Here is a 22,521-nt window from a genome sequence, read left to right on the forward strand (position 1 = left end):
GCGTGGAAGGGAAGGTGCAGGGTGTGGGCTATCGGGCGGCCTGCTGCCGCCAGGCCCAGAGCCTCGGCCTGGCGGGCTGGGTGCGCAACCGCTCCGACGGCCGGGTGGAGCTGGAGGCCGAGGGCAATGCTGAGCAGCTGCAGGCCCTGAGGCTCTGGTGTGAACGGGGCCCGTCCCTGGCCAGGGTGGGGCGGGTGACGACCCTGCCGATCGGCCTCACCGGCACCGACTGGTTTGAGGTGCTGTCCTGACCAACCTCACCACGGGGCACTTGCTGGGGGAACTCTCGGCCTTCGGGCTGGCCCTGGCCATTTCACCTCTGCACATCGGCTTGCTGCTGCTGCTGCTGCTCGGCGAACGCCCCCGGCTGCGGGGCGTGGGCTTCGTGCTGGCCTGGTGGGCCACCAGCACTCTGGTGGTGGCCGCCCTGCTCACGGTGGGCCATGGGCTGCTGCTCACCATGGAGAAGGGCACGGCCCACCGCACCGGCCTCGACCTGCTGGCCGCCGGGGCCCTGCTGGCCCTGGGCCTCAAGGAGCTGCTCAACCGCGGCGAAGAGAACGCTCCGCCTGGCTGGGCCGACAAGCTGGAGCGCTTCTGCGCCCTGCCCCTGCCCTTGCTGCTGGCCCTGAGCATCGGGTTGCAGATCATCAGCCCGGACGATCTGTTCCTGTTTGCCAAGACCGCCGGCAGCCTGCTGGAGGCCGGCCTGGCGCCGGGCCAGGAGGTGGTGGGCACGCTGCTGTTCAGCCTCGCCAGCAGCCTGCTGCTGCTGCTGCCGCTGCTGGCCCTGCTGCTGCTGGGCAGCGAGCGGGTGCTGCCGCTGCTGCGGGGAGGCAAGGCCTGGCTGCTGGCCAGGGGCGATGCTCTGGTGGGGCTGGTGAGCCTGGGCCTGGCGCTCTACCTGGGCTGGCAGGGGATCGAGGGGCTGCAGCTCAGCCTTTAGGAGCTGGAGAGCCACTGCTGCCAGAGCCGGGCATCCCCGCCACCTCTACCGCCACCACCACCACCGCCACCGCCGGCCACCAGAGCCACCCGCTGGCTGGCGCGGCTCACCGCCACGTAGAGCAGCTGGCGCCGCAGCAGCGGATCCCCAGGCCAGAACACGTCGCCATCCACGAACACCTCGGCGAAGGTGCTGCCCTGGCTGCGGTGCACGGTGAGCACGGCGGCCGGTCCGAGTGCGGCGAAGGCATCCCGCAGCAGAAAGAAGCGCCGCCACAGGGCGCGGCCCGCCTGCTTGTCGGCGCTGCGGGCCTGCTGCCGCAACGTGGCCAGCACCTGCTCGATGGCGGCGCGCCCGGCCGTGCCGAGCGGGGGAAGCAGGCGCAGGTTGAACTGGCTGTCGCCGCTGTCCACCGCCGCCATCAGGGTGTCCACCACGGGCACCGCCAGGCCCCCGCCCAGATCGGCCGAACTGAGACCGAACTCGCCCAGATCACAGCGCTCCGGCGTCACGTCGCGCACCAGCAACTCCCGGTTGGAGCCGAGCACCATGTCGGGCTCCTCGGCGGTCTCATCGCCCTCGCGGCAGGCTGGCGCCATCACGGCGCTGCGGGTGATCAGCACCTCGCCGGGCAGCACCGGCAGCTGGTCGGCCATGGCGCCATGCAGGGCGCGGCGGGCGATCGGCACCAGCTGCTCCAGGGAGCGATTCGTGTAACAGAGGATGCGGGCCAGATCGGGGTTGTCGGTGGCGGCGCTGCGGCGCAGGGCGTCCTGGGCCGCCTCCAGCCACTGCTGGCGGGGCAGCAGCGCCACCTCCCCCACCGCCGTGCGCACGGGCGGCAGGGCGGGGGGCTGGCGCGCGGGCAGCCGCTGCTCCCGGATGCCCTGGGCCAGCTGCAGCACCGGCCCCTGATGGCGCACCACTTCGGTGAGCTCCGCCGAAGTGGCCCGCCCCAGGCTGAACACGGGGCTGCAGGGCTCCCCCACCGGCGGCAACTGGGCCGGATCGCCCACGAACACCAGGCGGGTGCCGAAGGGATGGGCGCAGCGCAGGCTGATCTCCAGCAGGGTGCTGTCCACCATCGAGGCCTCATCCACCAGCACCAGGCCCAGGTGCTCGAGGGCCGCGGCGGTCTGCTCGGTTTCCTCGCAGCGCTCCCGGTCGCCCTGCCGCTTCAGGCGCAGGCGCAGCAGGCGGTGGATGGTGGAGGGGTACCAGGTGGGCTGGAGGGCGGCCCGGCCCAGGTGGTGGCGCAGCACGCCCACCGCCTTGTGGGTGGGGGCCACCACGGTCCAGCAGAGCTGCTGGGCCTCCACCAGCTGCAGGAACGCCATCGAGAGGAAGGTTTTGCCGGTGCCGGCGTAGCCGCTGAGCACAAAGGGCCGGCCCTCTGCCGGCTCGGCCAGCCAGGCGGCGAAGGCCGTGCAGGCCGCCTGTTGCCCCGCAGTGAACACGGTGCCAGGGACCGGCGGCTCAGCCGGGGCGGGAGGCTGGCTCAACCGAGCCCAAGCCACACACCCCAGGCGTGGGCCAGCTCCAGGGGCGAGCCCAGCAGCACCAGCCCGGGCAGAGCGATCGCCGGGCCCAGCAGGCTGCCCACCAGCACCTCCAGGCGGGTGTGGCCGAGGTTTTCCTTAAGCGGTCTGCGGCTCGAGGTTGGGCTCAGTGTTGAGGAATCGGCATCGGCGCTGCCGGGCTCAGGCGGCCAGAGCGCCTCGGGCAGCTGGTTGACCCGCCCGGCGGTGAGCCCGGCGGCCCGCCGCACCCCGGAGGCGTCGTAGAGCACCACGAAGCAGAGCGCGGCCGCCAGGGCGAACAGCGGATCGGCAAAGCCCTGCTGCCAGCCCAGCGCCGCCGTGGTGCCCGTGAGCAGGGCGGAATGGCTGGAGGGCATGCCGCCCGTTTCGAACAGCACGGCCGGGCGCCAGCGCCGGTGCAGCACCAGCTCGATCAGCAGCTTGGACGCCTGGGCCAGCCCGCAGGCCACCAGCCCCCACCAGAGGGTGCTGTTGGCGAGCAGGGCCGCCAGGGGCTGGGCATCGTGGAGCGCCGCCAGAGGCATCTCCATCATCGGTCGCGGCTGGTGATGTAGTCGGCGAGGGCGAGCAGGGGGGCCGCCTTGCCCTCGGCGGCGAAGGGCTCCAGGGCGGCCTTGGCAGCGGCCACCAGGGCTTCCGCCCGCTGGCGCGACTCCTCGAGCCCCAGCAGCTTGGGATAGGTGGTCTTGTCGGCGGTGAGATCCTTGCCGGCGGTCTTGCCGAGCACGTCGCTGCTGGCGGTGACATCGAGGATGTCGTCGATGATCTGGAAGGCGAGGCCGATGCCGCGGGCGTAGGTGCGGAGGGCCCCGAGCAGGGCTGCGGGAGCGCCGGCGATCAGGGCGCCGCTGAGCACGCAGGCCCGCAGCAGGGCGCCGGTCTTGTGCAGGTGGATGTACTCCAGGGTGTCGAGGTCCACGTCCTTGCCCTCACACTCCAGATCCACCACCTGGCCGCCCACCAGGCCCGGGGCACCGGAAGCCAGGCTCAACTCGCCCACCACCCGCAGCAGCTGCTCGGCCGGCACCTGGGGACTGCGCAGGGCGACCATCTCGAAGGCCCGGGTGAGCAGGGCGTCGCCGGCCAGGATCGCCTTGGCCTCGCCGTACACCTTGTGGTTGGTGGGCCGCCCCCGGCGCAGGTCGTCGTCATCCATGGCCGGCAGATCGTCATGGATCAGCGACATGGTGTGGATCATCTCCAGGGCGAGGGCCGTGGGCATGGCCAGGGCGCTGTCGCCACCGGCCAGCTCACAGGCCGCCAGGCAGAGGATCGGCCGCAGCCGCTTGCCCCCCGCCAGCAGCGAGTAGCGCATCGCCTCCCGCAGCGATTCGGGTCGCTCCGGCCCCAGGGACGCCTCCAGGGCAGTCTCCACCTGCAGTCGCGTCGCCTCCAGATAGGCCGGGAAATCAAAGCTGCCCGCCTCGGGGCCTGCACCGGTGCCGTCGGCGGGGCTGCCAGGGGTCGTGCTCACCGCCGCGGTCATGGGGAGATGGGGACTGGGAGCGATTCTCTCAGGTGAAGCCCCATTCCCCAGGCCTGGCGGGTCCAGGCCACACACATGGCAAGACCGGTGGGACCTGCCGTGCCGCTGCGGGACACTGGAGGACGCTGCCCGATGGACCACTCTGCATGGATCTGCCCCGCCTCCTCGATGTCAGCACGCGCCGGCAACGGATCGCCAGTGCCGCCGCCCAGGCCGTGCGCGACCACTGGGTGACCCTGCATGACGGGGCCGTCACGATCCCGGCCGCGCCGCTGGCCCAGGAGCTGCTGGTGTACCGGGTGGACAACGGCCGGCTGCTGGCTGATCTGGAGGAGCAGCTGGGCGGCGAGCCGGGGGCCCTGGCGCGGCTGCACGCCAGCGAGGACAGCATGGAGACCCAGACCCTGCTGCACGGGCTGCTGGTGACCAAGGCCGGCGACAGCCGCGGACCGATCCTGCAGGAGCTGCAGCGGCTCGCCGTGCAGACCGAGCCACTGCTGGTGGACAACAATGGGGTGGTGATCAATGGCAACCGGCGGCTGGCGGCGATGCGCCGTCTGCTGGCCGAGGATCCGCAGCGCTACCAGCGCTTCCACACGCCGCTGGTGGCGATCCTGCCCCCGGGCGTCAGCCGGGCCGACCTGGAGTTTCTGGAGGCGAGCCTGCAGATGGCGCCGGACACCAAGCTGGCCTACGGCTGGCTGGAGCGGCGCCTCAAGCTGCGGGAACAGCATGCTCGCCTCGGCCTGGCCGACGAATGGATCCAGGAGGCCTACCGGCTGGCCGATCCCGCCCAGCTGGAGCAGGAGCTGGCCGAGCTGGCCCTGGCCGAGACCTTTCTGGAGCAGTTCCAGGGGCAGCCGCGCCGCTATTCCAGCCTGGAGGATGCGGAGCCGTTGATCATGGGGCTGAGCGCCCAGCTGCCCCTGCTGCCAAAGCGGCTGCGCCCCTGCTGGCAGGCGCTGGGGTTCCTGCTGATCGACCGCCGCGCTGAGCTCGATGGGGGCATGGCCAAGCACTTCCCTTTCACGGCTCCACCAGTACCGCTATTCCCCGCCGAAGCGCTCTCACGGCTCGCCCAGGAGTGGGGGATGGAGCGAGAGTCCAGCGGGGACGAGCAGAACAGCAGTCCGCTGCTGGCGGTGGCTCCGCCGCAGGCCCAGCTGCGGGCGCTGGCGACGGCGACGGCGGACGGAAAAGACCGCAGCGCCAGGGCCAAGGAGCTGCAGGACGTGCTCGACACCCTGCGGATGCAGTGCCGGCAGGGTCAGACCCCCCAGCGGCTGCTGATCAACCTGCGCAACAGCCGTAAGCTGCTTGCCCGGGTGACCCCCGACCAGCTGAGCGCCGAAGAGCGCAGCCGGCTGCAGGGGGAGCTGGCGGCCATCGCCGCCCAGGGGGTCCAGCTGCTCGGGCCGGCCGGCGCCGACTCCATCGAGGCTCAGCCACCCTTACCTGGCTCCAGGCGCAAGCGCTCCCTGTGGAAGCGCCTGCTGGGGCGGGTGCGGGGTGGGCGGCGCTGACCGGCTCAGGGCACCAGATCACCCAGCCCATGCTCGAGCCCATGGCGGCGGCACCAGGCCACCACGGTGTTCACCAGCAGCATGGTCACCGTCATCGGGCCCACTCCCCCCGGCACCGGCGTGATCGCGGCGGCCAGGGGCTCCACCTCCTCAACGATCACATCGCCGCAGAGGCCGCCCTCAGGCCGGCGGTGGATGCCCACATCCACCACCACCGCGCCGGGCCGCACGTGCTCGGCCCCGAGCATGCGGGGGCGACCCGCCGCCACCACCAGCACCTCGGCCTCGCGGGTCAGGCTGGGCAGGTCACGGGTGCGGGAGTGGGCCACGGTGACCGTGGCATCGGCGGCCTGCAGCATCAGGGCCATGGGCTGGCCCACCAGGATGCTGCGCCCCACCACCACCGCCCGCCGCCCGGCCAGCTCCACGCCGGCCCGGGCCAGCAGGGCCATCACCCCGGCCGGGGTGCAGCTGCGCGGGCCGGGCTCCCGCTTCAGCAGGCGACCGAGGTTGAGGGTGTGCAGACCATCGGCATCCTTGGCGGGGTCGAGGGCCATCAGCAGGGGCGCCGCGTCGAGGCCGCCGGGCAGGGGCAGCTGCAACAGGATGCCGTCAACGGCCGGATCGGCGTTGAGGGCCTCGATCCTGGCCCGGATCTGCTCCGCTTCGGTGGCCGCCGGCAGGTGCGCCCCGAGGCTGCGGATGCCCACCCGGCCGCAGGCCTTCTCCTTGTTGGCCACGTAGACGCCGCTGGCCGGGTCATCGCCCACCCTGAGCACCGCCAGGCCGGGGGGACGTCCGAGACGGGGCTGGTGGGCGGCGATGGTGGCGGCGAGCCTCGTTTCGATCGCGGCGGCGAGCTCACGCCCATCGAGACGGGTGGCCATGGATCGAGGGGGCTGCGCAATCCCCAGCTTGCAATGCTGGCGCCCGAGCGGCCCTCGCTAGCGTCGAAGCATGCGTGGCCGGCTGTTGACGATCCAGATCCCCGGCCGGGTGCGCAGCCTGTGGCGCCAGTGGCTGCGCACCGAACGCCCGCGCCAGCCACCCGCCTGCTGGCGGGGTCAGGACAGTCTCGCGGTGCTGATGGTGTGTGCCCTGGTGGCGGTGCTGAGCAGTTGGTCGTGGCTGGCGGAGCCGAGCCTGCGCCCAGGCATGCTCGCCCCGTTCACGGTGCAGGCGCCCGAATCGGCCGAGGTGGTGGACAGCACCGCCCTGGAGGAGCGGCGCCAGCAGATGCTGCCCCGCACCACCGTCCAGGTGGTGGATGAGGAGGCCAGCCTGCGTCTGCGCGCCCAGCTGGGCGAACAGCTCAAGCTGATGCAAGACCAACTGGCCCGCGCCCGGGACCGGGTGGAGGCCCTGCCGCTCAGCGACCAGGAACGCCTCTGGCTGCGGGGGCTCAGCCCGGCCCAGCTCACCGCCTGGCAGGCAGAGGTGAGCCGGGCCCAGCTGCGCATGCTCAGCCAGGGGCTGGCGCCGGGGGTCTCCGAAGGCCAGCTGCTGGAGGCCGCCTCCTTGCAGCTGGATCAGCTCACCGGGCTGGGGCGCAACCTCGGCGCCCGGCTGGTGGTGCAGAGCCTGCAGGGCCAGACCAACCTGCGCAGCGACCCAGCCCTCAGCCAACGCCGCATCGAGGCGTTGATCAGCCAGCAGGGCATCCCCACGATCAGCGTCAGCAAGGGCGACCTGGTGGTGCGGCAGGGGGAGGTGATCAACGCCCAGGTGTTCGACGTGCTCGACCATTTCGGCCTGGTCAACCGCCGGCCCAGGCCGCTGGTGTGGCTGAGCCACTTCCTCGAGAGCCTCGCCGTCACCGGCGCATGGTGCTGCTGCTGCGCCGCTGGCGCTCCAGCCTCGAGCCGCGCCAGGCGATGCTCGCCCTGGGCACCCTGCTGGCGGTGCAGGGGGTGCACCTCTGGCTCGGCCCGGGCGCCAGCCCGATGGTGCTGCTGGTGCCGCCCACCCTGCTGCTCGCCCAGGGCCTCGGCACCGCCAGCGGCCTGGCCTGGTTGGCGGCGGCCACCCTGCTCTGGCCGGTGCCGATGAGCGGTCTGCTGGGCCTGCGGCTGCTGCTGGCGGCGGCCACGGCGGCGGTGGCGGCTGTGACCGCCGGCCGCCAGCGCAGCCGGGCCGAGCTGCTGCAGCTGGCCGTGCTGCTGCCGGGCGGGGCGGTGCTGCTGCAGTGGCTGCTGCTGCAGGGCCGGGGCCAGCCGGGGCAGTTCGACCTGCTCAGTGAAGCTCTGCTGCTGGCGGGGCTGCTGATGGCGGGCCTGCTGCTGGCGCCCCTGGTGGAGACCTTCTTCGGGCTGATGACCCGCACCCGGCTGCTGGAACTGGCCGACCTGGAGCGCCCGCTGCTGCGCCGGCTCTCCTGCGAGGCGCCCGGCACCTTCGAGCACACCCTGATGATCGCCGGCCTGGCCGAGGAGGGGGCCCGCAGCATCGGCGCCGACGTGGACCTGGTGCGCACCGGGGCGCTATATCACGACGTGGGCAAGCTGCACGGCCCCCAGTGGTTCATCGAAAACCAGGAGGAGGGAGCCAACCCCCACGACACCCTCGATGATCCCTACGCCAGCGCCGCCATCCTGCAGGCCCATGTGGATGAAGGCCTGAAGCTGGCCCGGCGCTACCGGCTGCCGCGGCCCCTGGCTGACTTCATCCCCGAGCACCAGGGCACGCTGAAGATGGGCTACTTCCTGCACCATGCCCGCGAACGCGACCCCTCGGTGCGGGAGGCCGATTTCCGCTATCGCGGCCCCACCCCCCGCAGCCGCGAAACGGCGATCCTGATGCTCGCCGACGGCTGTGAAGCCGCCCTGCGCTCCCTGCCGCCCGGCACCAATGAACACGAAGCACGCGCCATGGTGCGCCGCATCCTCGAAGCGCGGCAGCGGGACGGCCAGCTGGCGGGCAGCGGCATCAGCCGCGCCGAGCTGGAGCTGCTGATCCGGGCCTTCGTGCGGGTGTGGAAGCGCATGCGCCACCGCCGCATCCCCTATCCGATTCCCGCCCGCAAGGCCTTCAGTGCCTGAGGGGGAAGAAGGATGACGGCACTCAGCTTCGTGGAGCTGCAGCGGCAGCTGCAGCCCTCCTGGGGCCACACCACCGGCGGCATGGGCCCGGAGGTGGACGTGCTGCTGGTGCCCTCGCTCTCGATGGACCAGAGCCAGATGGCCCTGGTCACCGGGTCGCACCACTACGAGGAGCGCCAGCTGTTCGCCCTGATCGGGCTGCGCCACCCGGGGGTGCGCATGGTGTATGCCAGCAGCAAGCCCCTGGCCGAGCTGGTGGTGGATGCGGTGCTGGAGCTGCTGCCGGGGGTGCCCACCTCCCACGCCCGCCGCCGCCTGCACCTGTTCGACACCGACGACGCCTCGGGCCGCCCCCTCACCGCCAAGCTGCTGGAGCGGCCCGCCCTGCTGGCCCGCATCGGCGAACTGCTGCGGCCGGGCCGCAGTTTCATCAGCTGTTTCGTGGTGAGCGAGCTGGAACGGGAGCTGTCGGAGCGCCTGCAGGTGCCGCTGCTGGGCACCTCCCCCCACCTGCTGCAGTGGGGCAGCAAGGCCGGCAGCCGTGCCCTGTTTCGGCGTTGCGGTGTGCCCCACCCGGCCGGCAGCGAGCTGGTGTTCGACCTGGCCAGCCTGGCGGAGGCCACAGCCGAGCTCTGGGAGCAGCATCCCGAGCTGGAGCGCTGCGTGGTGAAGCTCAACGAGGGCTTCAGCGGCGAGGGCAACGCCCTGCTGGAGCTGGCCCCACTGCAGCTTCAGGAGCACTCAGCGCCACAGCGGCGGCAGCTGCTGCGCCGGGCGCTGGAGCAGCTGCCGATGCCGGCGCCGGCCTGGCGGGAGCTGATGGCCCGCCAGGGCGCCCTGGTGGAGGTCTGGCTGCAGGGGGGAGAGGCCCTGCGCTCCCCAAGCGTTCAGGGGATCATCCATCCGGGGGCGGACGGACGCCCCGGCGCCGTGGAGGTGCTCTCCACCCATGAGCAGGTGCTGGGGGGGCCGAGCGGCCAGACCTACCTGGGCTGCAGCTTCCCCGCCAGCGAGGACTACCGCCGCGAGCTGATGGCCCATGGGCTGGCCATCGGCCGGGCCCTGGCGGCCGAGGGGGCCCTGGAACGCTATGCCGTGGACTTCATCGCCCGGCGTTTCGGCGCACGATGGGAGCTGCAGGCGATCGAGATCAACCTGCGCCAGGGGGGCACCACCCACCCCTACATGGCCCTGCACGCCATCACCAGCGGCCGGCTCGACCCCGCCGACGGGCTCTACCGCTCCCCCACCGGCGCAGCGCTGCACTACCGGGCCACCGATAACTTCTGCGCAGCCCAGCTGCGCGGCCTGCTGCCGATCGACCTGATCGACATCGTGGCGGAAGCGGGCCTGCACTACGACCCGGCCCAGCTGCGCGGCAGTGTGTTCCACCTGCTGGGCTGCCTCTCGGAGTACGGCAAGCTCGGCATGACCTGCATCGGCCGCAGTGCGGCGGAGGCGGAAGCGGTGTACCGGGCCACCGAGCAGCGGCTGGTGGAGGCCGCCGCTGAGCGCCATGGAGGCTGGGTGCCGGGGGGCTGAGCCTCAGCCGCGGCGGCGCTGGTGCCAGGCCCAGGCGTCGGCAAGGATCGTGGCCAGATCGGAGCGCTGCGGCGTCCAGCCCAGCTCCGCCATCGCCAGGGAGGCATCGGCCACCAGCTCGGCGGGATCCCCCGGGCGGCGGGGCGCGTCCACAACCTGCAGGTTGCAGCCGGTGAGCTCGCAGGCGGCGTTGATCACCTGCTGCACGGAATAGCCGCTGCCGGTGCCGAGGTTGTAGGTGTGCTGGCCGCCCTGGGCGAGGAGCCGCTCCAGGCCGAGCACATGGGCGGCGGCCAGGTCGCCCACGTGGATGTAATCGCGGATGCAGGTGCCGTCGGGGGTGGGGTAGTCGCGGCCGAACACCTGAAGGCCCGTGCGGCGGCCGGCCAGGGCCTCGAGCACCAGGGGGATGAGGTGGGTTTCGGGGTCGTGGTCTTCGCCGATGTCGGCGGCGGGATCGGCACCGGCGGCGTTGAAGTAGCGGAAGATCACGCTGGGCTGGCCGTAGGCGGCGCCGAAGTCAGCCAGCAGCTGCTCCACCATCCACTTGCTGCGGCCGTAGGGGTTGATCGGCGCCTGGGGGCAGCGCTCGTTGATTGGAATCTGATCGGCAGCGGGGATGCCGTAGGTGGCGCAGGTGGAGCTGAACACCAGCGGGATCGGCTGGCCGCGGCGCTGGGCCTCGGCGTGCAGCGCTTCCAGCAACACCAGGGTGTCGCCCAGGTTGTTGCGGTAGTAGCGGGCGGGATCCACCACGCTCTCGCCCACGTAGGCGTAAGCGGCGAAGTGGAGCACGGCCCGCACCGGCCCAGCCGGCAGCTGCGGATGGGAGCCCTGCAGCAGGGCATCGAGCAGGGACCGATCACCCAGCTGCCCCATCGCCAGGGGCACCTGCAGCACCTGCTCGGCGATGGCCCGGTGGCCATACACCAGGTTGTCGAGCACCAGCACGGGCTGGCCGGAGCGCTGCAGGGCCCGCACGGTGTGGCTGCCGATGTAGCCGGCGCCGCCGGTCACGAGGATGGTCATGGCCCCGGAACGGTCAGTTGGTCGCAACCTACCCAGGGGGCATCGATCAACAGCTGGTCCGGACCGCCTTCCCCCTGAGAAGATGCAATCACCCGGCCGATCCGGCAGGATTGCTGGCGCGGTCCATCCTCAGCAGGAGACGTTCTCGATGGCCCCGTTCCCGGGTGCTTCGGCTTCCAAAATCCGGCCCCTGCCCCAGCTGCCCGACTGGGTGAACTGGCTGCAGGCGGGCAGCACGGTGCTGCTGGCCGTGCTGTTCCTGGTGATGGTGGGGAAGACGCGCCAGCAGGGCGTGCAGATCCTTGAGTTGCAGGAACGCCTGCAGGGGCTGGAAAACAGCCGTGCCCTGGATCGCACCACCGGGCTGGAGGAGCAGCTGCGCTCCACCGTGGAGCGGCTGCAGGTGGTGGAGCGCAACTCCTCCCGCATCGAGGTGCTCAGTGCTGAAGCCGCAGCCCTCAAGGCTGAACTGGGCCGGATCAAACAGAGAGCCGCCCCCAGCTCGACCGCCAGACCCACGGCACCGCCGCCGCCCGTCACCCCCCCGGCCAGCCCGGAACCGGCGGCACCGGAAACGCCCCAGCCCTGAACGCCAGGCTCGCCTGCCTCAGCCCTTCACCGCATCGCCACTGGCACTGGGCAGGATGTAGCGCTGCAGGCCGATGAACAGGGCCAGCACCGGCAGGATCGACACCACCGCCCCCGCCGCCACCAGGCGCCAGTCGAGCGAGAAGCTGCTGGCCAGCTGTTGCAGGCCCAGGGGCAGGGTGTAGAGGCTGGGCTCATCGAGGATCACCAGGGGCCAGAGGAAGTCGCTCCAGGTGCCGATGAACACGAACATCGCCAGGGTGATCAGATCGGCCCGGGCGGCTGGGATCATCACGTTCCACCATTCGCCGACGGGCGTGCAGCCATCACTGCGGGCCGCCTCCTCCAGTTCCACCGGCACGCCCAGGAAACTCTGGCGCAGCAGGAAGATGCCGAAGGCGGTGGCGGCCTGGGGAATGATCAGGGCCCAGAGGGTGTTGCGCAGGCCGATCTGCACCATCAGCAGGTAGAGGGGGATCATCACCACCTGGAAGGGGATCAGGATCGTGGCCACCACCAGGGCCAGCACCAGGCCCCGGCCCGCGAAGCGCAGGCGGGCCAGGGGGTAGGCCGCCAGGGAACAGAACAGCAGGTTGGCCAGCACCGCCAGGGCACTCACCACCGTGCTGTTCAGCAGATAGGTGAGCATGGGGTTGTCGGCGAACAGCCGCCCGTAGGCCTCCAGACTGGGTTCGGCGGGCAGCAGGGCCGGCGGGCTGGTGAAGATGTTCTCGGCGGGACCCTTCAGGGAGGTGCTCACCAGCCACAGCAGCGGCACCAGCATGGCCAGGGCCACCAGCAGCAGCAATCCCAGCTGCAGGGCGGAGGTGAGCAGCGAACGGCCCTGGCCGGCAGAGGTTGAGCCCATCGCCTACACCCTGGGCCGATCGGCCAGGGGCAGATCGCCGAGCTGGGGCAGGGGCGCCTTCTGGGGATGGAGCGGCTGGCTCTGGCTCCCCGACACCAGCCGGTTGAGGGCATTCACGAAGGCCTGGGCCGAGGCCACCACGATGTCGGTGTCGGCGGCATGGCCGGAATAGAGCACCCCGTCATGCCGCAGCCGGATCGTCACCTCGCCCATGGCATCGATCCCCTCGGTGACGCTCTTCACCGAGAACTCCACCAGGGCATTGGGCACCCGGGCCAGATTGTTGAGCGCCTGGCACACGGCGTCCACCGGTCCGGTGCCGATGGCGGCCTCGCTGATCTCGGCGCCGTCGGCGGTGAGCAGGGTCACAGTGGCGGTGGGCTGCAGGCCCGTGCCACAGCTCACCTGCACGCTCTTGAGGCTGAAGCGCCCCTCGTCGTACTGCTGCACCTGCTCGCTCACGATCGCCTCGAGGTCGCGGTCGGTGATCTCGCGCTTGCGATCGGCGAGCTCCTTGAAGCGGGCGAAGGCATCGTCGAGATCATCCCGGTCGAGCTCGTAGCCCAGCTCCTCCAGGCGGGCGCGGAAGGCACTGCGGCCGCTGAGCTTGCCCAGGGAGAGGCGGTTGTCCGCCAGGCCCACGGTGCGGGCGTCGATGATCTCGTAGGTGAGCGGGTTCTTGAGCACGCCGTCCTGGTGGATTCCAGACTCATGGGCAAAGGCATTGGCGCCCACAATCGCCTTGTTGGGCTGCACCGCCATGCCGGTGAGGTTGCTCACCAGCCGCGAGGTCTTGGTGATCTCCACCGTGCGCACCGCCGTGAGCGGCTCGCCGCTCTCGGCCGGGCGCCCCAGGAAGGGATTGAAGTAGGCGCGGCGCACATGCAGCGCCATCACCAGCTCCTCCAGGGAGGCGTTGCCCGCCCGCTCACCGATGCCGTTGATCGTGCACTCGAGCTGGCGGGCGCCGTTCTTGACGGCCTCGAGGAAGTTGGCCACCGCCAGGCCGAGGTCGTTGTGGCCATGCACGGAGATCACGGCCTGGTCGATGTTGGGCACGTGGGCGTTGATGCCGCCGATCAGCTCGCCGAACTCGGCCGGAGTGGTGTAGCCCACCGTGTCGGGAATGTTGATCGTGGTGGCGCCGGCGGCGATGGCGGCCTCGATCACCTCATACATGAAGGCGGGGTCGCTGCGCCCAGCGTCCTCGCAGGAGAACTCCACGTCGTCCACCAGGGAGCGGGCATAGTCCACCATCTCGGCGGTGATCGCCAGCACGTCAGCGCGGCTCTTGCGCAGCTTGTGCTCGAGGTGGATGTCGCTGGTGGCGATGAAGGTGTGGATGCGGCGGCGGGCGGCGGGGGCCACCGCATCGGCGCAGGCCTTGATGTCGCCGGCGGCGGCGCGGGCCAGGCCGCAGATCACCGGCCCCTCGGCGCTGCCGACGCTCTCGGCGATGCGCTGCACCGCGTTGAAGTCGCCGGGGCTGGCGAAGGGGAAGCCGGCCTCGATGATGTCCACACCGAGGCGGGCCAGCTGCTGGGCGATGGCCAGCTTCTCCTCCAGGTTGAGGCTGGCACCGGGAGACTGCTCGCCATCGCGCAGCGTGGTGTCGAAGATCAGGACACGGCCTGGGTCGCGGGCCATAACGGCGGCTCTATCCGTAGTGACTATGAGTTAATGCATTGTATGGGCTGGCAGGGCGCCGGCCCCCTCAGTTGCGCAGGAACACCGGCTGCTGCAGTGATTCGGCCTTCTCCAGCACGGGCCGCAGGCTGGACAGATCCACAAACCCGTCGGCGGCATTGCGCAGTTCCCGCGCCACCATGCCCTCGGTGCTGATCAGGGTGATGCGCAGCCCCTGGGCCCGCAGCACCTCCACCAGCCGGTCGAGATCGCGGCTGCCGCTGAGCAGCCACACCTCATCGGTGCGCGGCGCCACCATCATCAGATCCACGGCCACCTCCACGTCGAGATTGGCGCGCACGAACTGCTTGGGCTCCGCAGGCCGTGGCTCAAGCGACCTGGGTTCGGCAGGCCTGCGCGGGGAGTCCGGGGGCGTCAGCTCCCGCAGGGGCCGGGTCCGCACCGTGAACCCCAGGCTGGTGAGGGCATCGCGGAAGGGGCGCTGGTCGGAGGGGTCCTTGAGCCCCGCATACCAGAAGGCACCCGCCAGCTCCAGACCCGCTTGGGCCGCGGCATGCACCAGCAGCCGGCGCGGATCAAAGAACCAGCCCAGCTTCTGCTGGGCGTAGAACATGCTGTGGCCGTCCACGGCCAGCACCAGCTGCCGCAGTCGCGGTTCAAACCGGGCGCCGAGCGGGTTCTCCATCAAAAAACCCTAGGACCGCTGAGAGGGGTGCAACAGAGACTGCATCTACAGTGCCAATCTCGCAGTCAGGCCATGGCCACTGGGGAACTGGCCCTTGTTCTGCACGCGCATCTGCCCTACGTGCGCTCCAGCGAGCCGGGCTCCCTGGAGGAAGACTGGTATTTCGAGGCCCTGCAGGAGTGCTACCTGCCGCTGCTGGCCAGCCTCGAGGCCGGTGCGGCCGATCCGGCCCAGCACCCCCGGCTCACCCTGGGGCTCTCCCCCACCCTGCTCAGCCTGATGGCCGATGGCGAGCTCAATGCCCGCTTCAGCGGCTGGCTGGCTGTGCGCCTGCGGCTGCTTGAGCACGCGCCCCGGCACTTGCGCGGCGCCGCCACCGCTCTGGCTGAGCAGCTTCAGGGTGTGACTGCGCAGTGGCAGGCCTGCGGGGGCGATCTGGTGGCCCGCTTCCGCCGGCTGCAACAGCTGGGGGTGCTCGACCTGATCACCTGCGGCGCCACCCACGGCTACCTGCCCCTGCTGCGGCAGGTGCCGGAGGCCGTGCGTGCCCAGCTGATCAATGCCGTGCGCGAGCACCGGCGCCAGCTGGGGGAGGCCCCTCTGGGCATCTGGCTGCCGGAGTGCGCCTACTACGAGGACCTCGACCGGCAGCTGGCGGCCGTGGGCCTGCGCTATTCGGTGCTGGATGGCCACGGCCTGCTGCACGGCCTGCCCCGCCCGCGCTACGGCGTGTTCGCCCCGATCTGCAGTCCGGCGGGGGTGGCCTTCTTCGGCCGCGACGGCAACGCCACCTTGCCGGTGTGGAGCGCCCGCGAGGGTTACCCCGGCGACAGCGTCTACCGGGAATTCCACCGCGACCTCGGCTGGGATCTGGACGAGGACCTGCTGCGGGGCGAGGGCATCACCAGCCGCAGGCCCCTGGGCCTGAAGCTGCACCGCGTCAGCCAGCGGGGCAGTCGCCTGGATCAGAAACAGCCCTACGAGCCCGCGGCCGCCCTGGAGCAGGTGGAGGAGCATGCCCGCGACTACCTGCGGGGCCGCAGGCGGGAGCTGGTGGATCTGGCGCGGTCGATGCAGCAGACCCCGCTGTTGGTGGCGCCCTTCGATGCGGAGCTGTTCGGCCACTGGTGGTTTGAGGGGCCCCAGTTCCTGGCCGGCCTGTTCCGCCAGGCCGCCGCCATGGGCGTGCAGCTGGTGACCCTGCGGGAGGTGCTGGCCCAGGCACGGCCGCTGCAGGTGGTGCGCCCCTCCCCCAGTAGCTGGGGGGAGGGCGGCTATCACAACTACTGGCTCAACCCCGCCAATGCCTGGGTGGTGCCGCAATGGCAGCGCGCTTCTCGGGCCATGGTGCGGCGCGTGGGCCAGGGGGTGGGCAGCCAGCTGCACCGCCAGCTGCTCACCCAGGCGGGGCGGGAGCTGCTGCTCGCCCAGAGCTCCGACTGGAGCTTCATCCTGCGGGCCGGCACCACCACCGAGCTGGCGCAGGAGCGGATCGAACGCCACCTCGACCGCTTCTGGCGGCTGCTCAATGCGATCGAGAGCGGCGCCGAGCTGCCACCGGGCTGGCTGGAGGCGGTGCAGCGCGAGGACGCCCTGCTGCCGGAGCTGAATGCCGCCGACTGGCTGGCCCCGCCAGGCTGAAGGGCCCAGCTGAACGACCGGGGACCTGTTAGGGGCGCAGCAGGCGGGCGAGCAGGGCGAGCTCCCGCCCCTGCAGGTTCATCAGGCCCAGCCGCACGCCCGGGGGCGCCGTGAGAAACAGACGCACCATGGCCGCCACCAGCTCAGGCACGCTCAGGGTGTTGGTGAGAAAGCCATGCCACTGCTCGTTGGGCAGGGCGAAGAAGGTGGCGAAGAACTGGCGCAGCCGCTGCTCGGGGAAGCGCATCAGTTTCTCCAGGCCGAACTGATACAGCGCATGCTTGCGGCGCAGGGGCTGGGACCAGAGGGCCTGCCAGCCGGCGGCCGCCAGGCTGGCGGGGGAGGCGGCGGGATCGGCCAGAGCCCCGGCCAGGGCCTGAGCCAGCTCGGGAGCCCGGCGCAGCAACGCCCCCACCAGGTAGCCACTGGCCGGATGCACCATGGCGGCCGCGCCGCCGAAGGCCAGCAGGGGCTGCTGCAGATCCGGCAGCGGCAGGTTCATCGGAAACAGGCAGAACTCCTCGTGCTCCACGGCACGGATGGCCAGGCCCCGATGGGCCAGGCGCAGCTGCAGTCGCTGCCGCAACGTGTCAAACGACAGCGGCGGCGCCAGGGCCAGGGAGGTCTCTTCCACGAAGTGACGGCCGTCGCCCAGATCCATCGCGTAGAGAAACGTGGGCGGCTGCTGGCGCTGCTCAAGGGGGAGATGGTCACAGCGGAAGTCCATCAACACGAACTGGCCGGGCTCCACCGGGGGAGCCGTGAACCGCCCCACCACGCCATAGGCGGCCTGGCCGGCCACCGGTCCATCGCTGGGGCGACCGATCAGGGCGCTGCCATGGCCGCTGGCATCCACCACCAGCCGCGCCCGCAGCACCTCACCGCTGGCCAGGGTCACCACGCTGCAGCTCCCCGGGGGGGCGCCGGCACGGCCCGGCTCAAGGTTCTGCGCGACCTCAACGGCCACCGCCTCACCGCGATGCCAGGGCACGCCGCCGCGGCGGAGCTGCTCCAGCCAGTGGTGTTGGAGCTTCTGCTTGTCGAACAGCCCGTAGTCACGCCTGTGCGGCGTGGGGGCGTTGGCGGAGTCGGCGGCATCGGGGGATCCGGGGCCGAAGTAGCTCACGGTGTGCTGCCAACGGTGCTCCAGCAGGTGCCCCAGCCCGAGCGCATCCACCTCATCGCCCCAGACCCCATAGGTGTTGGGCCAGGCGGCCTGGGGATCGCCGGGGCAGAGCAGCGCCACCGCCACCCCCTGCTCGACCAGCGCCGCAGCGATCGCCAGGCGGCCGGTCCAGCCCCCAGCACCAGCACCTCAGCGCAGAGGGCGCCCTCGGCTGGCTCCGCCGCCAGCGGTAGAGCCATGGCCCCCAGCATCAGGTCAGCTCCTGGTCGCCGCCCTCTGATTCAGCAGCGTCCACCAGCTCGGAAGCGGCGTCAGCAGAGGTGGCCTGCTCCGTGCCGGGCTCTGCCAGCTCCTCCTCGTCCTCCAGGGCGGGAGGCACCAGCACCATCTCCACGAGGCGGTCGCCCCGATCCAGCCGCTGCAGCCGCACGCCGGTGGCCGCCCGCGACTGCTGAGGGATGGCATCGGCCTCGGTGCGCACGATCACCCCTCGCTCGGTCACGAGCAGCACCTCCTCGCCGGCTCCCAGCACCTTGAGCCCCACCAGCACGTCGCCATCCACCCGGAACTTGATCGCCCGCAGGCCCATGCCGGCCCGCTTCTGCAACCGGAACTGATCCACAGGCACCCGCTTGCCGAGGCCTCCGGCGCTGGCCACCAGCACCCAGGGCCCCTCACTCGGAGCCACCTCCACCGGCAGGTCATCGGCCGCCGGCTCCTCGTCGCTGCTGCTGTTGGCCACCCGGTCAGCCAGTTCGGCCGAGAGCACATCCATGCTCACCAGCTGGTCGCCGGCACGCAGCTGCATGGCCCGCACACCGCGCGCCGTGCGGCCCAGCGGGCGCAACTCCTCGTCGCTGAGACGGAAGTGGATCGTCATGCCCTTGAGGGAGCCGATCAGCACGCTGTCGCCAGGCAGGGCCAGGCGCACCCAGCGCAGGTCATCGCCGTCTTCCAGCGAGATGGCGATCAGGCCATTGGAGCGGATGTTGGCAAAGGCGGAGAGGCGGGTGCGCTTGATGTAGCCGCCACTGGTGAGCATCACCAGCACGGCATCCTCGGTAAAGGCACTCACGGCCTGCAGGGAGGTGATCTGCTCCTCCCGCGGGATCGGCAGCATCTGCACGATCGGCGTGCCCTTGGCCGCCCGGCTGCAGAGGGGAACCCGGTAGGCGGGCACCGCGTAGACCACACCGCGGTTGCTGAACAGCAGCAGATGGTCGTGGTCGTTGCAGCTGATGAACAGCTTCACGGCCTCCTCGCCCTGAGTGCGGGTGCCGGCCTTGCCGCGGGTGCCCCGGCTGGTGGCCTCGAACTCACTCACCGGCATCCGCTTGAGGTAGCCGGTTTCGGTCAGCAGCACCACCGAGCGTTCGTTGGCGATCAGGTCGATGTCTTCCAGGCCACCTTCGAGATCGAGGATCTCGGTGCGGCGCGGCGAGAGGTAGCGGCTGCGGATCGCCCCCAGCTCCGAGGTGATGATGCCGAACACCCGCTCGCGCCGGGCCAGGATGTCTTTGTAGTCGGTGATCTTGGCGAGCAGATCTTCGTGCTCCAGCCGGATCTTGTCGGCCTCCAGGGCCGTGAGCCGGCGCAGTTGCATCTGCAGAATCGCGTCGGCCTGAATCTCCGTGAGGCCAAACTGAAGCACCAATTCGGCACGCGCCGAGGCCGTGTCGGCGGCCGCTCGGATCAGGGCGATGATCGCATCGAGGCTGTCGAGAGCAATCAGCAGGCCGAGCAGGATATGGTCGCGTTCTTCTGCCTTGCGCAACAGGTATCTGGTGCGCCGCTCAATCGTTTCGACTCGAAAATCGAGGAAAACCTGCAACATCTTGTGCAGGGTGAGCACCACTGGTTCACCCTTGACCAGGGCCAGCATGTAGGCACTGAAATTATTCTGTAGTGGCGTGAGTTTGAACAGATTGTTGAGCACAACCTGGGGGTAGGCATCGCGTCTGAGCTCAATCACGATGCGCATGCCATCGCGATCCGACTCATCCCGGATGTCCGAGATCCCCTCCAGCTTCTTGTCGTTGACCAGTTCGGCGATCCGCTCGATCAGCGACGCCTTGTTGGTCTGGAAGGGCAACTCGGTGATGATCACCGCATCCCGGTCAGGACGTCCTTTGACTTCCAGCGTCTCCACCGAGGCGACACCGCGCATGGTCACCGAACCGCGCCCGGTGGTGTAGGTCTCGCGGATGCCGCGGCGGCCCAGGATCTGCCACCGGTGGGGAAGTCCGGCCCCGGCACGATGGCCATCAAGGCCTGCTCGCTGAGCGCAGGATCCTCGATCAAGGCCAGCAGGCCATCGATCAATTCAGTGAGGTTGTGGGGCGGGATGTTGGTCGCCATGCCCACGGCGATCCCCGTGGACCCATTCAGCAGCAGCTGGGGAATCCGCGCCGGCATCACCGTGGGTTCCTGCTGGGAACCATCGAAGTTGTCGGCAAAGTCAACCGTCTCGGCTTCGATGTCCTCCAGCAGAGCGTCTGTGGTAAGGGCCTGCAGGCGTGATTCGGTGTATCGCATGGCGGCCGGTGGGTCACCATCCACCGAACCGAAATTGCCATGCCCATCCACCAGCGGCATGCGCATGTTGAAATCCTGGGCCATGCGCACCAGGGCGTCGTACACGGCCGTATCCCCGTGGGGGTGGTACTTACCGAGCACCTCACCCACCACGCGGGCGCATTTGCGGTAGGGGCGGTCGCTGGTGAGACCCAGTTCGTACATCGCATAGAGAATGCGGCGATGCACGGGCTTGAGGCCATCGCGGGCATCGGGCAGGGCCCGGCCCACAATCACGCTCATCGCATACTCCAGGTAGGAGCGCGACATCTCGTTGCGAAGGTCCGTCTGGATGATCCGAGAATCACCGTTGGAGCCGGAGTCACCGGAGTTGTTCGGTCCGGTGGGATCCGCCATGCAGAGCAACCTTCAACACCCCCCATCCTATCGACAGCTGTGCCCGCTGTTCCGGGGCCCCGCCCGCCGCTGAGGCCACCGACCCCCGCCGCTGAGGCCACCGACCATGGAGCCACCGATCCGAAGCGAAGCCCAGCTGCAGCAGCGGCAGCAGCGCGGCGACCTGCGGGTGCGCCGTGCCAGCGCCTACCGCCGCCTGGTGCGGCAGGAGGGCCTCGAAGCGGCCTTTGCCAGCACCGATGTGGTGGTGGCCGCCGATGCGGTGTTCACCGACCAGGCGTCCCTGCACCTCTCCCTGGGCCCCAGTGATCCGCCGATCCGGCTGCACAGCGTCCAGTTGGGCGGCGTCAGCGGCCTGGCCAGCGGCGGCAGCGGCGAACTGGTGCTACCGATCGGCGGCGGCCTGGCGGACCCCGACCGGCTCAGTGGTGCCACCGTGCTGGATCGATTGCTGGCGGGGCAGACCCTCCCCCTCGATGCCAGTGGCGAGGCCACACCCCTGCACCCCAGGCGGGAGCTCCACACCGACCTCAACCTGGAGCGCATCGGTGCCGGACGTCTGCTGCTGCACCGCGCCATCGTCGAAAACGGCGTGGTGGCGGTGAGCAGCGCCCCCGGGGTGTGCCACAGCCCCTTCGGCCCGCTGCTGGGCCCCTTCACCACAGGCCTGTACAGCTGCGGTGGCGCCGGCAGCATCGGCCTCACCATGCCCGCCCTGAGCTTGCTTGGGCCGGGCTCCCCTGTGCTCGTGGCCGGCAGCATCGGCTGGGTGATGGGCAGTGGCAGCGGCCACCAGCCAAGCCCGCGGCGCCAGGCCAGCGGCCATGCCACCACCCCCGGAGCCGCCGTGGCGGTGGCGGTGGATCTGCATGGCCTCGATCGCCGCTGGCTCCGGGCCGCTCACTTCGAGGGCCATGGCGGTGCCCTGCTGGTGGCGATCGCAGCTCCGGTGCCCCTGCTCCACCTCAATGGCGCCCGCCAGGCTGCGGCCGGGGCCTCAGAGCTCGCGGCCACGGTGCTGGATCTGGCCTTGCCCAGGCGGGTCAAGCCGGCCTTCGGGCGCGTCAGCTACGCCGAGCTGACCCAGGGCAGCTTCCGGCTGCGAGACCGCCCCGTGCGCTGTGCGCCGACCCACAGCCCCCGCCTGGCCGAGGAGATCGCCCAGCAGCTGCTGGAGGCCCTGCAGGCCGGCCGTTTCCCGTTGCGTCTGCCCAGCCGGGCCCTGGGCAGCCGATCCGCCCAGCTGCCGCTCGATCCCTGATGTCTGACCACCACGGCAACCACGCTTAAGCTCCCCCCCACCACGATCACCGCACGGTTGCCGGAGGGCCATGGCTGAGGAGAACAAGACTGGGCAGAGCGGGGCTGAGCAGAGCGGGGCCGCAGACAGCTCGGCAGAGACGATCCCGCAGCCGCCTCAACCCGAGAGCCCCCCGCCTGCCGAGCCGGCGGCCATCCCCCCCGATGCGGGCGTCACCGCGGCAGCTCCTGGGGTGTCCCCGGAGCCCAGCCCCGCACTCGATCCCAGCATCGCCGCCACGATCACCGTGCCGCCGCTGGAGGGCGCGGACGCCGACGGCGCTGAGGGGGGCGAGTGGGCCCTGCTCAGCGGCAAACTGCAGGACTGGCTGGCCAGCGGCGAGCTGCAGCGGATCTGGCAGCAGTCCCGCACACCCCTCACGGCCCTGCTGGCTGTGGTGGCGGTTGTGCTGGTGCTGCGGATCTACGCCTCCCTGCTCGGCGCACTCAACGGCCTGCCCCTCGTGCCCGGCCTGCTGGAGCTGGTGGGGGTGATCTGGGTGCTGCGCAAGGGCCTGCCCAAACTGCTGCGCAGCAGCGAGCGCCGCGAGCTCGTGGCCGGCCTCAGGCAGCGCTGGGAGTCGTTCCTCGGCGGCGGCTGAAGGCCTGCCTGGCGGCGGCTGAGCTCGTC

General features: G+C 70.8%; 16 protein-coding genes and 3 pseudogenes. 9 read left to right on the plus strand and 10 right to left on the minus strand.

Going from position 1 to position 22,521, the window contains the following annotated elements:
- The first annotated feature begins 2 nt into the window (after positions 1–2).
- On the plus strand, positions 3–251 hold the full coding sequence (locus tag IQ220_RS02750) for an acylphosphatase (RefSeq protein ID WP_370566302.1): 249 nt from the start codon (positions 3–5) through the stop codon (positions 249–251).
- 20 nt (positions 252–271) lie between these two features.
- Positions 272–946, plus strand: a complete 675-nt coding sequence (locus IQ220_RS02755; RefSeq protein ID WP_228008794.1) for a GAP family protein — start codon at positions 272–274, stop codon at positions 944–946.
- On the opposite strand, the gene IQ220_RS02760 is transcribed toward IQ220_RS02755, so the two are convergent.
- The 3 genes from IQ220_RS02760 to crtE are packed head-to-tail and all read right to left on the minus strand — an operon-like array spanning position 943 to position 3,973.
- Positions 943–2,448, minus strand: a complete 1,506-nt coding sequence (locus tag IQ220_RS02760; protein WP_228008793.1) for an ATP-dependent RecD-like DNA helicase — start codon at positions 2,446–2,448, stop codon at positions 943–945. The genes IQ220_RS02755 and IQ220_RS02760 overlap by 4 nt on opposite strands.
- A complete protein-coding gene (locus IQ220_RS02765; protein WP_370566301.1) occupies positions 2,445–3,017 on the minus strand; it encodes a divergent PAP2 family protein in 573 nt (190 codons plus the stop codon). Before IQ220_RS02765 ends, IQ220_RS02760 begins: the two co-directional genes overlap by 4 nt.
- Positions 3,017–3,973 carry a geranylgeranyl diphosphate synthase CrtE gene (crtE, locus tag IQ220_RS02770; RefSeq protein ID WP_193912924.1) on the minus strand — a complete coding sequence of 319 codons (957 nt, stop codon included), beginning with the start codon at positions 3,971–3,973 and terminating at the stop codon, positions 3,017–3,019. The genes IQ220_RS02765 and crtE overlap by 1 nt, the downstream gene beginning before the upstream one ends.
- A gap of 146 nt (positions 3,974–4,119) precedes the next feature.
- On the opposite strand from crtE, the gene IQ220_RS02775 reads away from it, so the two are divergent.
- The gene (locus IQ220_RS02775; protein WP_193912922.1) at positions 4,120–5,496 is read left to right on the plus strand and encodes a hypothetical protein; all 1,377 of its coding nucleotides are present in this window, start codon (positions 4,120–4,122) and stop codon (positions 5,494–5,496) included.
- 5 nt (positions 5,497–5,501) lie between these two features.
- Here the strand turns inward: IQ220_RS02775 and folD are convergent, their stop codons facing one another.
- Positions 5,502–6,383, minus strand: a complete 882-nt coding sequence (gene folD, locus IQ220_RS02780) for a bifunctional methylenetetrahydrofolate dehydrogenase/methenyltetrahydrofolate cyclohydrolase FolD (RefSeq protein ID WP_193912920.1) — start codon at positions 6,381–6,383, stop codon at positions 5,502–5,504.
- Positions 6,384–6,453: 70 nt separating this feature from the next.
- Here folD and IQ220_RS02785 point away from each other — a divergent pair.
- Together IQ220_RS02785 and IQ220_RS02790 are read left to right on the plus strand one after the other, a co-directional pair.
- Positions 6,454–8,534: pseudogene (locus tag IQ220_RS02785) on the plus strand (HDIG domain-containing metalloprotein).
- A gap of 12 nt (positions 8,535–8,546) precedes the next feature.
- Positions 8,547–10,076 (plus strand): peptide ligase PGM1-related protein, encoded by a 1,530-nt coding sequence (locus IQ220_RS02790; protein ID WP_193912918.1) that lies wholly within the window; start codon positions 8,547–8,549, stop codon positions 10,074–10,076.
- Between the two features lie 3 nt (positions 10,077–10,079).
- Here the strand turns inward: IQ220_RS02790 and galE are convergent, their stop codons facing one another.
- Positions 10,080–11,105, minus strand: coding sequence for a UDP-glucose 4-epimerase GalE (gene galE / locus IQ220_RS02795; RefSeq protein WP_193912917.1), 1,026 nt, complete (start codon positions 11,103–11,105; stop codon positions 10,080–10,082).
- Between the two features lie 148 nt (positions 11,106–11,253).
- On the opposite strand from galE, the gene IQ220_RS02800 reads away from it, so the two are divergent.
- Positions 11,254–11,694 (plus strand): hypothetical protein, encoded by a 441-nt coding sequence (locus tag IQ220_RS02800; protein WP_193912915.1) that lies wholly within the window; start codon positions 11,254–11,256, stop codon positions 11,692–11,694.
- 18 nt (positions 11,695–11,712) lie between these two features.
- On the opposite strand, the gene IQ220_RS02805 is transcribed toward IQ220_RS02800, so the two are convergent.
- The 3 genes from IQ220_RS02805 to IQ220_RS02815 form a co-directional block, all read right to left on the minus strand.
- Positions 11,713–12,561, minus strand: a complete 849-nt coding sequence (locus tag IQ220_RS02805; RefSeq protein ID WP_186696992.1) for a carbohydrate ABC transporter permease — start codon at positions 12,559–12,561, stop codon at positions 11,713–11,715.
- 3 nt (positions 12,562–12,564) lie between these two features.
- Positions 12,565–14,208, minus strand: a complete 1,644-nt coding sequence (locus IQ220_RS02810; protein WP_193912913.1) for a 2-isopropylmalate synthase — start codon at positions 14,206–14,208, stop codon at positions 12,565–12,567.
- Positions 14,209–14,275: 67 nt separating this feature from the next.
- Entirely contained in the window at positions 14,276–14,893 is a 618-nt protein-coding gene (locus tag IQ220_RS02815; RefSeq protein ID WP_193912911.1) for an NYN domain-containing protein, read from the minus strand.
- Positions 14,894–14,965: 72 nt separating this feature from the next.
- Here IQ220_RS02815 and IQ220_RS02820 point away from each other — a divergent pair, with 72 nt between their 5' ends.
- Positions 14,966–16,534: a glycoside hydrolase family 57 protein gene (locus IQ220_RS02820; RefSeq protein WP_193912908.1), complete on the plus strand. Its 1,569-nt coding sequence runs from the start codon at positions 14,966–14,968 to the stop codon at positions 16,532–16,534.
- A gap of 28 nt (positions 16,535–16,562) precedes the next feature.
- Here the strand turns inward: IQ220_RS02820 and crtL are convergent.
- Together crtL and gyrA are read right to left on the minus strand one after the other, a co-directional pair.
- A pseudogene (gene crtL / locus IQ220_RS02825) lies at positions 16,563–17,899 on the minus strand (lycopene beta cyclase).
- An 11-nt stretch (positions 17,900–17,910) separates the two neighbouring features.
- Positions 17,911–20,591, minus strand: a pseudogene (gene gyrA / locus IQ220_RS02830) (DNA gyrase subunit A).
- A gap of 106 nt (positions 20,592–20,697) precedes the next feature.
- On the opposite strand from gyrA, the gene IQ220_RS02835 reads away from it, so the two are divergent.
- Together IQ220_RS02835 and IQ220_RS02840 are read left to right on the plus strand one after the other, a co-directional pair.
- The gene (locus IQ220_RS02835; protein WP_193912906.1) at positions 20,698–21,852 is read left to right on the plus strand and encodes a homocysteine biosynthesis protein; all 1,155 of its coding nucleotides are present in this window, start codon (positions 20,698–20,700) and stop codon (positions 21,850–21,852) included.
- A 70-nt stretch (positions 21,853–21,922) separates the two neighbouring features.
- Entirely contained in the window at positions 21,923–22,492 is a 570-nt protein-coding gene (locus tag IQ220_RS02840; protein WP_193912904.1) for a CAAD domain-containing protein, read from the plus strand.
- Positions 22,493–22,521 lie beyond the last annotated feature (29 nt).

This window comes from Cyanobium sp. LEGE 06113 (assembly GCF_015207615.1).